Below are 12,319 nucleotides of genomic sequence, written 5' to 3'. Positions count from 1 at the left end.
TCACATAACACCATAATCGACGGCCCGCCCGTAGGAGCGGCGAACCGCCCCTTCCCGACATCCAAGGAACGTCATGCCACTGACAGACATGCCACTCGACGAACTCGTCGGCTACCGCCCGCAGTGCCGAGCCCCGGAGGACTTCGACGCCTTCTGGGCGGACACCCTCGCCGAGGCCCGTCGCCACGGCGAGGCCGTCAAAGCCGAACCGGTGACGGACCGGTACCTGCTGCGCACCGTCGAGGTGGACGACGTACGCTTCCCCGGCTGGCAGGGTGAGCCGGTGGCCGCCTGGCTGATCCGGCCGCGCGGCGCCCAGGGGCCGCTGCCGGTCGTCGTCACCTACATCGGCTACAGCGGTGGTCGGGGCCTTCCCACCGACCACCTGCTCTGGTCCGCCGCCGGCTATGCAGAACTCGTCGTCGACACCCGCGGCCAGGGCCACGACACCCCCGACCGCGGTGAAGGCCACGGAACGCAGTGGGCCGCAGGCTTCATGACCCGCGGCATCGACTCGCCCCAGCACTACTATTACCGGCGGCTGATGACCGACTGCGTCCGCGCGGTGGACGCGGTGGCCGAACTGCCCGGCCTCGACCCCGAGCGCGTGATCGTCACCGGCGGCAGCCAAGGTGGTGGCCTTTCCCTCTCCGTGGCGGGGCTGGCGCCGGACCGGGTGGCGGCCGTCCTGCCGGACGTACCCTTCCTGTGCCACTACCGCCGGGCCGCCGAATGCGCCGGGGACGGGCCGTACGAGGAGATCGCCGCGTATCTGCGCTGGCACAGCCCCCACCGGGTCACGGACGCTTTCGCCACCCTCGCCTACTTCGACGGCGTCCACTTCGCCCAGCGGGCCACGGCTCCCGCCCTGTTCAGCGTCGGCCTGATGGACCCCGTCTGCCCGCCCTCCACCGTCTACGCGGCCTTCAACCACTACGCGGGCCAGGACCGTTCCATCACCGTCTGGCCGTTCGCGGACCACGGCGGCGGCTACAGCTCCACCCCGCCCGTCCAACTGGCCTGGCTCCGCGAGCGCGGCCTCACTCCTGGGTAGTGGCCCTTTGTCCGCCGGCTGCCCATGAGCTGGTCCTCGCCACGACTTCCCACAGACCTATGAGGTATCCCAGATGAGTTCCCCGCCCTTCCCGGTAATGCCCGCCGGGTTCCGTTTGGCCGCCGCCACCGCGGCCTACCAGATCGAGGGTGCCCACGACGAGGACGGGCGTGGCCCGTCCATCTGGGACACCTTCAGCCACACCCCCGGACGTACGCTCGGCGGCGCCACGGGCGACACCGCCTGCGACCACTACCACCGCTACCGCGAGGACGTCGCCCTGCTGCGCGGACTCGGCGTCGACAGCTACCGCTTCTCGATCGCCGGCGCCGCCTGCTGCCCCAGGGCACCGGTCCGGTCAACCACAAGGGCCTGGACTTCTACGACCGTCTGATCGACGAACTGCTGGCCGCCGGGATCTCACCAGCGGTCACCCTCTACCACTGGGACCTGCCACCGGCCCTGGAGGACCGGGGAGGCTGGCGCGTACGCGACACCGCCGAGGCGTTCGCGCGGTACGCGGCCCTTGCCGCCGAACGCTACGGTGACCCGCCGCGAGCTGGATCGGCTCGCTGCCCGGAACGCCAAGCTCCGCCGCAGGGACCAGGAGCTGAACGATCAGCTCAAGCTCGCCGTCGCACAGATCCAGTTCCTCGCCCTCCGAGCCGCTCAGCTTGAGGAGGCGTCGGAGGCTGGGACGAAGGTCGCCCACATCAACCACGACCGTCGTCGGGGTTGACGGACAAGACCTTCCGAATGCCAAGGCTCCGCCGGTCAGCGGGCCGTTTGGGGCTGACGCTTCACAGCGGCACGGAGCCTTGCGCCGAACATCTCTGGTGCTTCCAGCCAAGGATCATGCCCAGCGTCCGGGATGATGACCTCGCAGTTGATCTGTGCTCCGAGACGCCGCAGGGCAGCCGCGGCGACGCCATCGTCCCCTTCGAGGAGGCCGTCCAGGCCGGCGACCTCGACCAGGCCCCTCACCCTCGGGCTGGGGAACTTCCTGGCGGGGTGTCACCAGAGCGGTTTCCTGCTCGCACGCGGCTTCACCACCACCGAAGCCGCCTGGGCCCTCGACCTCGGCGACACCGGACAAGCCCTCGGACGAACGTTGCACGCCAGCCTCGCCCGACACACCGGAACCACCGCGCGCAGTGTCACCCTTATGGCTCTTGGCGGCGCCGGCCGCCGCACTCGCGCTCGTTCCCGGCCCACCATTTCTGTATGGGCCGCTTCTCGCGCATCGCGGCCAGGCACGGTCATCTTCGGGACGCACATCCTTGGCGTGCTCGGCACCGACTGGGCCACGATCACGCAGACCCGGGCCCTGCCCGCACCGATCCCGGCCGGCGGCGAGATCGAGCACACGTGGACGATGTGCGTGGAGCCCTGGCGGGTGCCGCCCGGCTGGCTCATCGACACCCTGGACGTCACCGCAGTGCTGAACTAGCAGGGCGCTCGAGGGAAGTCGTGCCGCCCTGGCCTCAGATGGCCAGCCGTACCCCCAACTAGACCGTCGGAGTCGGTGATTGCACGTCGGGCGAGCGACGGGCGAGCTAACGATCTTGACGTATGCAAAAAGGCCCCCACCTCAGCGGGGGCCTGGTCGTCATCGCAGGTAGAAACGGTTCTGCCCACGTAGTGAAGAGTGGGGCGGGTGGGACTCGAACCCACGGCCGACGGATTATGAGTCCGCTGCTCTAACCGGCTGAGCTACCGCCCCATAGCGGCGTGTCGCGTACATGCGTGCGCGCCGTCTGCCGCAGCATAGCCGCTCATACGATCTCCTGCCTCGCAGGGGCGACTTCGCATGCCCTTGAGGACTACGCCGTGACCTGCACGGTTGCGGGCGGACATGAAAAAGGACCCCGTCGGGGCCCTCCTTCTGCTTGCTCTCCCGACTGGACTCGAACCAGTAACCTGCCGGTTAACAGCCGGCTGCTCTGCCAATTGAGCTACGGAAGATCGAAGCTCCCCCGACTGGACTCGAACCAGTAACCTGCCGGTTAACAGCCGGCTGCTCTGCCAATTGAGCTACGGAGGATCGCTTCGTTGCATCGAACGTACCTCCCTGGGTATTCGCCAGTGGGCGGGCGCTCGCTGCGACACATACATTAGCGCAAGCAGGGGGGTGCTCCGCCAATCGGTTCCCCCGACACCGACATCGCACCGGAGACCTACACAAGGGAAGGGTGGCCGCCATGCGCTACAAGCTCACGTTCGTGGTCGGACTGACTCTGGGTTACGTGCTGGGCACCCGTGCCGGGCGCGAGCGCTACGAACAGTTGAAGAAGTCCGCTCGCCAGGTGGCCCAGAACCCCGCCGTCCGCAACACCGCCGAGACGGCGGCCCAGCAGGGCCGTCAGTACGCCGGCAAGGCCTACCACGCGGTCAGCGACAAGGTCGGCGACCGGGTGCCTGAGTCCGTGACCCAGCGGGTGCGCTCGCTCCGGGACCACAACACGCACGGTGCGCCGGAGGACGACTGGGGCACCAGCACCACTTGAAGCCGGCAGTGACGCACACCACCCGCGGACGCGGGGCCGTGACCGTCCGGGCCTCCGCCGCGGGGCGCGGACGGCCACGGCGGGCCGGCGCCCGCCACATCGTGCGCGCCGCCACGACGCTACGCCCATAGAATTTGCGCCATGGGGATAGTCGCCGGGTTGGACAGCTCACCCGATTTCACTCGCATCGTCGTCTGCGACGCAGACACCGGTGCCGTGCTCAAGCAGGGGTATGCCCCGCACCCGGTGGAAGGCGGCGGCCGCGCATCCGACGTCGATCCGCAGGCGTGGCTCCTCTCCCTCGGTGAAGCCGCCGGCGGCGGTCTTCTCGAGGGCGTGCAGGCCATCGGCGTGTCGTCGCAGCAGAACGCCGTCGTACCTCTCGACGCCCAGGGCAACACCGTCCGCCCCGCCATGGTCGGCGGCGACAAGCGCGCGCAGGTCGCCGCGGCCGACCTCGTCGACGCGCTCGGCGGGCGCGAGGTGTGGGCCCAGGCGGTGGGATGTGTCCCGCAGGCGGCGCAGCCCGTCACCAAGCTGCGCTGGCTGAACAAGACCGAGCCCGACGCCGCTCTGCGCACCGCCGTGCTGCTCCAGGCGCACGACTGGCTGGTCTGGCAGCTCCTCGGCCGGCCGGTCAGAAGGACCACCGACCGCGGCGGCGCCTCCGGCACCGGCTACTGGTCCGCGGCCACCGGCGCCTACCGCGCCGACCTGGTCGAGCTGGCCCTCGGCCACCAGGCGATGCTCCCCGAAGTGATCGGCCCCTCGGAGGCGGCCGGTACGACCCCGGAGGGGCTGCTGATCTCCGCCGGGACCGGCGAGACCATGGCCGCCGCCTTCGGCCTCGGGATCGGACTCGGCGACGCCGTGGTGTCGCTGGGCGCCTCCGGGTCCGTGATGGCGGTGCACCCCGAGGCCCTCGTCGACAACGGCGGGATGATCACCTCCCTGGCCGACGCGACCGGCATGCACCTGCCCGTCGTCACCACCCTGAACGCCGTACGGACCCTGCGCGGGGCCGCCGAGATGCTCGGGCTGAACGACCTGGAGAGCCTGTCCGAGCTGGCGATGAAGTCGACTCCGGGCTCCCACGGCCTCGTACTGCTGCCCTATCTGGAAGGTGAGCGGACGCCGAACCTGCCGCACACCGCGGGGACGCTGAGCGGGCTGCGGCGGGAGTCGATGAAGCCGGAGCATCTCGCGCGGGCCGCGTTCGAGGGCATGCTGTGCGGGCTCGCCGACGCGCTCGACGTGCTGCGCGGCCGGGGTGTCGAGGTGCGGCGGGTCTTCCTGCTGGGGGCCGCCGCCGAGCTGTCCGCCGTACAGGCCGCCGCGCCCGCGCTGTTCGGGGCGCAGGTCGTCGTGCCGCAGCCCGCGGACTACGCGGCGATCGGTGCCGCCCGGCAGGCGGCCTGGGCGCTCGGGGTCTCGCAGGGCACGCTCGATCCGCGCACCCCGCCGATGTGGCAGGGCCCGGCCGCGCAGGTCCTGGAGCCCGGCGAGGAGCTGGCGGTGGGACAGGCGGTGCGGCAGCAGTACGTGTCGGTGCGGGAGCAGACGTACCCGGGAGCGTTCCGCTAGGCAAGGGGCGGAACGTAAGAGTCCGGTAGGAGTCCGGGCGCTCGGGGACCCGTAAGACCGTACGAAGCACTGCTGTCGGCTTAATCGGTTGAGGTAACACCGGTGGAGTGTCCGACGATAGGGGCCAGGGGCAACCACCCGCCCCGTCGCCGACTCCGAGAGACGTAGCGTGCTCATACGACTTCTGCGGACCTATCTCAGGCCCTACGAGAAACCGATCGCCATCCTGGTGCTGCTGCAGTTCCTGCAGACCTGCGCCACCCTCTACCTGCCCACGCTGAACGCGGGCATCATCGACAACGGCGTCGTGAACGGAGACACCGGCTACATCCTGAGCTTCGGCGCTCTGATGATCGGCATCTCGCTGGTGCAGGTGGTCTGCAACATCGGGGCCGTGTTCTACGGCGCCCGGACCGCCTCCGCGCTCGGCCGGGACCTGCGGGCGGCGGTGTTCGACCGGGTGCAGTCGTTCTCGGCGCGCGAGGTCGGCCAGTTCGGTGCGCCCACGCTGATCACCCGTACGACCAATGACGTGCAGCAGGTCCAGATGCTGGCCCTGATGACGTTCACCCTGCTGGTGTCGGCGCCCATCATGTGCGTGGGCGGCATCGTGCTGGCGCTCGGCCTGGACGTGCCGCTGTCCGGCGTGCTGGTGGCCGTGGTGCCGACGCTGGGCATCTGCGTGACGTTGATCGTACGGCGGCTGCGGCCGCTGTTCCGGTCCATGCAGGTGCGTCTCGACACGGTGAACCGGGTGCTGCGCGAGCAGATCACCGGCAACCGGGTCATCCGGGCTTTCGTGCGCGACACCTACGAGGAGGACCGTTTCCGGAAGGCGAACGGCGACCTGACGGAGATCTCCCTCAAGACCGGCAACCTGCTCGCGCTGATGTTCCCCGTGGTCATGACGACGGTGAACCTGTCCTCGATCGCGGTGGTGTGGTTCGGCGCCCACCGGATCGACAGCGGCGGGATGCAGATCGGTGATCTGACCGCGTTCCTCGCCTATCTGATGCAGATCGTCATGTCCGTGATGATGGCCACCTTCATGTTCATGATGGTGCCGCGCGCGGAGGTGTGCGCCGAGCGCGTCCAGGAGGTCCTCGACACCTCCTCCAGCGTGGTGCCTCCCCTGGCGCCCGTCCGCGAGCTGCGGCGACACGGACATCTGGAGATCCGGGGCGCGGGCTTCCGCTACCCGGGCGCCGAGGAGCCGGTGCTCAAGGGGATCGACCTGGTGGCCCGGCCCGGCGAGGTGACCGCCGTGATCGGCTCGACCGGCAGCGGCAAGTCCACGCTGCTCGGGCTCGTCCCGCGGCTGTTCGACGTGACCGACGGCGAGGTGCTCGTCGACGGGGTGGCCGTCGCCGAGGTCGACCCGGTGCTGCTGGCCAAGACCGTCGGGCTCGTGCCGCAGAAGCCGTATCTCTTCGCGGGCACGGTCGCCACGAACCTTCGCTACGGCAATCCCGACGCCACGGACGAGGAGCTGTGGCACGCGCTGGAGGTGGCGCAGGCCAAGGACTTCGTCTCCGGGCTGGAGAACGGCCTCGACTCCCCCATCGCGCAGGGCGGCACCAACGTCTCCGGTGGTCAGCGCCAGCGGCTCGCCATCGCGCGCACGCTCGTGCAGCGGCCGGAGATCTACCTCTTCGACGACTCCTTCTCCGCCCTCGACTACGCGACCGACGCGGCCCTTCGCGCGGCGCTCGCCGAGGAGACCTCGGAGGCGACCGTCGTGATCGTCGCCCAGCGGGTGGCCACCATCCGCGACGCCGACCGGATCGTCGTCCTCGACGAGGGCCGGGTCGTCGGCACCGGCACCCACAGCGAGCTGATGACGGACAACGAGACCTACCGGGAGATCGTGCTCTCCCAGCTCACGGAAGCGGAGGCTGCCTGATGGCCGGGCCCATGGGGCGCATGATGGCCGGCACCGGTCCCGAGAACCGGTCGATCGACTTCAAGGTGTCCGGCAGGCGGCTGCTCGCCCAGTTCAAGCCGGAGCGGCTGACCCTCTACGCGATGCTGTTCTGCGTCGTGCTGAGCGTCGGCCTGAACGTGGTCGGGCCGAAGATCCTCGGCCAGGCCACCGACCTGGTCTTCGCGGGCATCATCGGACGCCAGATGCCCGCCGGCGCCAGTAAGGAGGAGGTCCTCGCGGGGATGCGGGAACGCGGCGACGGTCAGGTCGCCGACATGCTCCGCAGCACCGACTTCACGCCCGGCGAGGGCATCGACTTCACCGCCGTAGGACATGTGCTGCTGTTCGCGGTCGGGGTGTTCCTCGTCGCCGGTCTGCTGATGGCGGTGGCGACGCGGCTGGTCAACCGGACCGTCAACCGCACGATGTTCCGGATGCGCGAGGACGTGCAGACGAAGCTGTCGCGGCTGCCGCTGTCGTACTTCGACAAGCGCCAGCGCGGCGAGGTCCTGTCCCGGGCCACGAACGACATCGACAACATCGGGCAGACCCTCCAGCAGTCGATGGGCCAGCTCATCAACTCGCTGCTCACCATCATCGGTGTGCTCGCGATGATGTTCTGGGTGTCCTGGCTGCTGGCCCTGGTCGCGCTGGTCACCGTGCCGCTGTCGTTCGTCGTCGCCACGCGCGTGGGCAAGCGCTCGCAGCCGCACTTCGTGCAGCAGTGGCGCACCACGGGCAAGCTCAACGCCCACATCGAGGAGATGTACACCGGGCACACCCTGGTGAAGGTGTTCGGCCGCCAGGACGAGTCGGCCGCGCAGTTCGCCGAGCAGAACGACGCGCTGTACGAGGCCGGGTTCAAGGCGCAGTTCAACAGCGGGGTCATGCAGCCGCTGATGATGTTCGTCTCGAACATCAACTACGTGCTGGTGGCGGTCGTCGGCGGGCTGCGGGTCGCGTCCGGCTCGCTGTCCATCGGTGATGTGCAGGCCTTCATCCAGTACTCCCGGCAGTTCTCGATGCCGCTCACTCAGGTCGCGTCGATGGCGAACCTCGTGCAGTCGGGTGTCGCCTCGGCCGAGCGGATCTTCGAACTCCTGGACGCGGAGGAGCAGGAGGCGGACCCGGTGTCGAGCGCGAGGCCCGAGGAACTGCGCGGGCGGGTCGCTCTGGAGCACGTCTCCTTCCGCTACGACCCCGAGAAGCCCCTCATCGAGGACCTCTCGCTGAAGGTCGAACCCGGACACACGGTCGCGATCGTCGGGCCGACGGGAGCCGGAAAGACCACCCTGGTCAACCTCCTCATGCGGTTCTACGACGTCTCGGGCGGGCGCATCACCCTGGACGGCGTGGACATCGCCCGTATGTCCCGGGACGACCTGCGCGCCGGGATCGGCATGGTGCTCCAGGACACCTGGCTGTTCGGGGGCACGATCGCGGAGAACATCGCGTACGGCGCCTCGCGGGACGTCACGCGAGGGGAGATCGAGGAGGCGGCCCGGGCGGCCCACGCGGACCGGTTCATCCGCACCCTGCCCGAGGGCTACGACACCGTGATCGACGACGAGGGCAGCGGGGTGAGCGCGGGTGAGAAGCAGCTCATCACCATCGCCCGGGCGTTCCTGTCGGACCCGGTGATCCTGGTGCTGGACGAGGCGACCTCGTCGGTGGACACCCGCACGGAGGTCCTGATCCAGAAGGCGATGGCGAAACTGGCGCACGGCCGGACGTCGTTCGTGATCGCCCACCGCCTGTCGACGATCCGGGACGCGGACACGATCCTGGTGATGGAGAACGGCTCGATCGTCGAACAGGGCACCCACACGGACCTGCTGGAGGCCGCCGGGGCGTACGCGCGGCTGTACAAGGCGCAGTTCGCGCAGGCGGTGGCCGAGGTCGACTAGCTGAAGGGGGCCGTTGGGAAACGGCCCCCTTTCCTCAGTCCAGGTAGCCCCGGAGCTGATCCGCGAAAGCGTGATCCCGCAGCTTGTTCAGCGTCTTCGACTCGATCTGGCGTATCCGCTCCCGGGTCACGCCGAAGATCCGGCCGATCTCCTCCAGCGTGCGCGGCCGTCCGTCGGCCAGGCCGTACCGGAGTTGGACGACCTTCCGCTCACGCTCGCCCAGCGTCGACAGCACCGCCTCCAGGTGCTCCCGCAGCAGCAGGAACGCCGCCGACTCGACCGGCGAGGCCGCGTCGCCGTCCTCGATGAGGTCGCCGAGGGCGACGTCGTCCTCCTCGCCCACCGGGGCGTGCAGGGACACCGGTTCCTGGGCCAGGCGCAGGACCTCGCTGACGCGTTCGGGGGTGAGGTCGAGGTGGATGGCGACCTCTTCCGGGGTCGGTTCGTAGCCGCGTTCCTGGAGCATGCGGCGTTGGACGCGGACGACCCGGTTGATCAACTCGACGACGTGGACGGGGACTCGGATGGTCCGGGCCTGGTCGGCGAGGGCCCGGGACATGGCCTGGCGGATCCACCAGGTGGCGTAGGTGGAGAACTTGTAGCCGCGGGCGTAGTCGAACTTCTCGACCGCCCGGATCAGGCCCAGGTTGCCTTCCTGGACGAGGTCGAGCATGGTCAGGCCGCGGCCGACGTACCGTTTCGCGACGGACACGACCAGACGCAGGTTCGCCTCGATGAGGCGGCGCTTGGCCATGCGGCCCAGCACGACCAGGCGGTCCAGGTCGAGCGCCAACTGGCTGTCCAGGTCGGTGGCGTTGCTCAGTTTCTCCTCGGCGAACAGGCCGGCCTCGACCCGGCGGGCGAGGTCGACCTCCTCGGCCGCGGTGAGCAGCGGGATACGGCCGATCTCCCGCAGGTACTGGCGGAACAGGTCCGAGGACGGGCCGCCGGTGTCGACGCGGCCGCGGGGCGGCTCGGGCGGTTCGACCGGCTCGGTCTCCACGTTCTCGAGGGCTTCCGCGGGCGGGGTGTCCGGCTCCGCCTCGGGGTGGTGCGCGACACGGCTCTGCGGGGGCACCGCGACGAGTACGTCGGTCTCGGCGTCCTGCTCTGTCGTGTCGTCGGTACTGCTCTCGGTCTGTGTGAGGGTCTGGGTCTGCACGGGGGCGACCTCCAGGATGATCGCTGCCAAGGAGGGCGGCAGCGGTACTTCGGGGGCGGAGTCGGCGGCCTCGCCGCTGTCCGTCCCGTACGCGATGAGCGGAACCGCGGGGGTCTGGGACCCGCTGGGTACGGATCGGCCGCGCTCCGAGGACTCAGGCACCGGAACCCAGTGTGGAGTACGACACATCGCTGCCACGAGGGGCGTGCGGGCACTTTTTGAGTCCGGTCCGTGATCGGGTGGTTACTTTGCCTTAGGACCGGACTGTCAGAGCGCGGCCACGCCCTGCTCGCGCAGTGCCTGTCCGTACTGCTGGAGGACCCACACCTCGTTCTGCACGGCGGCCAGGTGGGCCGGGTCGCCGCCGGAGCCGAGGCGGATCAGGGTGCCCTGGATCTCCTGGATGCGGCGGTCGACGGCGCGGCGGCGGACGGTGACGAGCTGGTCGCCCGCGTAGTTCTCGTCGACCGTCTTGCGCATGATCGCCTCGACGGCCAGCTCCGTGACCATGGCGCGGACCGCGTCGTCGGGGGCGGCCTCGCGGACCCGGACGAGGTAGTCCTGGGAGTCCTGGACGCCGTACTCCGCGCCGCCCGCGTCCATGATGGCCTGGCGTACGGCGGCGTACGGCGGGGCGGTGAACTCGTCGATGCCGTACGCGTCGAAGGCCGGGGAGACCAGCTCGGGGCGCTGCAGGGCGAGCTTGAGCAGCTCGCGCTCGGTGGCGTAGACGGGGTTGCGCAGGGTGAGGGCGGGGCCGGAGACGGCGGGGCGGTGGGCTCCGTCGTACGACGGCTGCTGCGGGCCGCGTCCCGACGGGGCCGGTCCCCTGCCGCCGCGGTCGCGGGACCACCGGGCCAGCTGGGCCACCCGCTTGACCACGAACTGGGTATCGAGGATGCCGAGCATGCCGGCGAGCTGGACGGCGACCTCGTGCTGGGCGCCGCTGTTCTTGATGCGGGCGACGATCGGCGCGGCCTCGTCGAGGGCCGCGGCGCGGCCGGCGGGGGTGTCGAGGTCGTAGCGGACGACGATCTGGCGCAGGGCGAACTCGAAGAGCGGGGTGCGGGGTTCGGCCAGGTCAGCGACCGCCTCGTCGCCCTTGGCGAGGCGCAGCTCGCAGGGATCCATGCCGTCGGGCGCGATCGCGATGTAGGTCTCGGCGGCGAACTTCTGGTCGTCCTCGAAGGCGCGCAGGGCGGCCTTCTGGCCGGCCGAGTCGCCGTCGAAGGTGAAGATCACGCGGGCCGAGCCGTTGTCCATCAGCAGTCGGCGCAGGATCTTGATGTGGTCGCCGCCGAAGGCCGTGCCGCAGGTCGCGATCGCGGTCGTCACGCCGGCGAGGTGGCAGGCCATGACGTCCGTGTAGCCCTCGACGACGACCGCGCGGGAGGCCTTGGCGATGTCCTTCTTGGCGAGGTCGATGCCGTAGAGGACCTGGGACTTCCGGTAGATCGCCGTGTCGGGCGTGTTGAGGTACTTCGGGCCGTTGTCCGCCTCGTAGAGCTTGCGGGCGCCGAAACCGACGACGTCTCCGCCGATGTCGCGGATGGGCCACATCAGCCGGCCGCGGAAGCGGTCGATGGGGCCGCGGCGGCCCTCCTGGGAGAGACCGGAGAGCAGGAGCTCCTTGTCGGTGAAACCCTTGCCGCGCAGGAAGCGGGTGAGGTGGTCCCAGCCCTGGGGGCTGTAGCCGACGGAGAAGTGCGCGGCCGCGGCCTGGTCGAAGCCGCGCTCGGCGAGGAACTGGCGGCCGGTGTCGGCCTCCGGGCTGGAGGCCAGCTGCTCCATGTACCAGTCGGCGGCGATCTTGTGGGCCTCGACCAGGCGGATGCGCTCGCCGCGCTGGTGGGAGGGGTTGTAGCCGCCCTCCTCGTACCGCAGGGTGATACCGGCCTGGCCCGCCAGGCGCTCGACCGCCTCGGAGAACGAGAGGTGGTCGACCTTCATCACGAACGTGATGGTGTCGCCGCCCTCCTGGCAGCCGAAGCAGTGGAAGAGACCCTTGCTCGGACTGACCTGGAAGGACGGCGACTTCTCGTCATGGAAGGGACACAGGCCCTTGAGGTTGCCACCGCCCGCGTTGCGCAGCTGGAGGTACTCGGACACCACGGCGTCGATCGGGACCGCGTCCCGTACCGCCTTCACGTCCTCGTCGTTGATCCGTCCTGCCACGCGTGA

At 69.8% G+C, this 12,319-nt stretch carries 9 protein-coding genes, 3 tRNA genes and 1 pseudogene; 8 read left to right on the top strand and 5 right to left on the bottom strand.

What is annotated here, in order from left to right; genetic code table 11:
• Window positions 1–73 precede the first annotated feature (73 nt).
• The 4 genes and pseudogenes from BFN33_RS07530 to BFN33_RS07515 all read left to right on the top strand — a co-directional run bounded on the left by BFN33_RS07530 (window position 74) and on the right by BFN33_RS07515 (window position 2,504).
• Window positions 74–1,054 carry an acetylxylan esterase gene (locus BFN33_RS07530; RefSeq protein WP_069759126.1) on the top strand — a complete coding sequence of 327 codons (981 nt, stop codon included), beginning with the start codon at window positions 74–76 and terminating at the stop codon, window positions 1,052–1,054.
• 73 nt (window positions 1,055–1,127) lie between these two features.
• A pseudogene (locus BFN33_RS49550) lies at window positions 1,128–1,543 on the top strand (family 1 glycosylhydrolase); the annotation flags it as partial.
• Window positions 1,544–1,580: 37 nt separating this feature from the next.
• Entirely contained in the window at window positions 1,581–1,793 is a 213-nt protein-coding gene (locus BFN33_RS53060; protein ID WP_176742325.1) for a hypothetical protein, read from the top strand.
• 546 nt (window positions 1,794–2,339) lie between these two features.
• Window positions 2,340–2,504 carry a hypothetical protein gene (locus BFN33_RS07515; RefSeq protein WP_256122712.1) on the top strand — a complete coding sequence of 55 codons (165 nt, stop codon included), beginning with the start codon at window positions 2,340–2,342 and terminating at the stop codon, window positions 2,502–2,504.
• Between the two features lie 199 nt (window positions 2,505–2,703).
• Here BFN33_RS07515 and BFN33_RS07510 read toward each other — a convergent pair.
• From BFN33_RS07510 to BFN33_RS07500, 3 genes are all read right to left on the bottom strand, one after another.
• Window positions 2,704–2,777: transfer RNA gene (locus BFN33_RS07510), tRNA-Ile, on the bottom strand.
• A gap of 169 nt (window positions 2,778–2,946) precedes the next feature.
• Window positions 2,947–3,019: transfer RNA gene (locus BFN33_RS07505), tRNA-Asn, on the bottom strand.
• A gap of 6 nt (window positions 3,020–3,025) precedes the next feature.
• Window positions 3,026–3,098: transfer RNA gene (locus tag BFN33_RS07500), tRNA-Asn, on the bottom strand.
• A gap of 157 nt (window positions 3,099–3,255) precedes the next feature.
• Between BFN33_RS07500 and BFN33_RS07495 the strand changes: the two genes are divergently transcribed.
• From BFN33_RS07495 to BFN33_RS07480, 4 genes are all read left to right on the top strand, one after another.
• Window positions 3,256–3,561, top strand: coding sequence for a hypothetical protein (locus BFN33_RS07495; RefSeq protein WP_069759123.1), 306 nt, complete (start codon window positions 3,256–3,258; stop codon window positions 3,559–3,561).
• 141 nt (window positions 3,562–3,702) lie between these two features.
• On the top strand, window positions 3,703–5,145 hold the full coding sequence (locus BFN33_RS07490; RefSeq protein WP_069759122.1) for an FGGY-family carbohydrate kinase: 1,443 nt from the start codon (window positions 3,703–3,705) through the stop codon (window positions 5,143–5,145).
• A gap of 169 nt (window positions 5,146–5,314) precedes the next feature.
• A complete protein-coding gene (locus BFN33_RS07485) occupies window positions 5,315–7,048 on the top strand; it encodes an ABC transporter ATP-binding protein (protein WP_069759121.1) in 1,734 nt (577 codons plus the stop codon).
• Window positions 7,048–8,976 carry an ABC transporter ATP-binding protein gene (locus BFN33_RS07480; protein WP_069759120.1) on the top strand — a complete coding sequence of 643 codons (1,929 nt, stop codon included), beginning with the start codon at window positions 7,048–7,050 and terminating at the stop codon, window positions 8,974–8,976. The genes BFN33_RS07485 and BFN33_RS07480 overlap by 1 nt, the downstream gene beginning before the upstream one ends.
• A 34-nt stretch (window positions 8,977–9,010) precedes the next feature.
• On the opposite strand, the gene BFN33_RS07475 is transcribed toward BFN33_RS07480, so the two are convergent.
• Window positions 9,011–10,300, bottom strand: a complete 1,290-nt coding sequence (locus BFN33_RS07475; RefSeq protein ID WP_069759119.1) for an RNA polymerase sigma factor — start codon at window positions 10,298–10,300, stop codon at window positions 9,011–9,013.
• A 105-nt stretch (window positions 10,301–10,405) separates the two neighbouring features.
• Window positions 10,406–12,313: a DNA primase gene (gene dnaG / locus BFN33_RS07470; RefSeq protein WP_069759118.1), complete on the bottom strand. Its 1,908-nt coding sequence runs from the start codon at window positions 12,311–12,313 to the stop codon at window positions 10,406–10,408.
• Between the last annotated feature and the right edge of the window lie 6 nt (window positions 12,314–12,319).

This window comes from Streptomyces sp. LUP47B, assembly GCF_001746295.1.
Lineage (GTDB): Bacteria > Actinomycetota > Actinomycetes > Streptomycetales > Streptomycetaceae > Streptomyces.
This window is presented reverse-complemented; position numbering and strand designations above follow the sequence as displayed.

Coding starts and splice junctions, on each gene's coding strand:
- BFN33_RS07480 (WP_069759120.1), top strand. CDS start 7,048: ATGGCCGGGCCCATGGGGCGCATGATGGCCGGCACCGGTCCCGAGAAC.
- BFN33_RS07490 (WP_069759122.1), top strand. CDS start 3,703: ATGGGGATAGTCGCCGGGTTGGACAGCTCACCCGATTTCACTCGCATC.
- BFN33_RS07495 (WP_069759123.1), top strand. CDS start 3,256: ATGCGCTACAAGCTCACGTTCGTGGTCGGACTGACTCTGGGTTACGTG.
- BFN33_RS07530 (WP_069759126.1), top strand. CDS start 74: ATGCCACTGACAGACATGCCACTCGACGAACTCGTCGGCTACCGCCCG.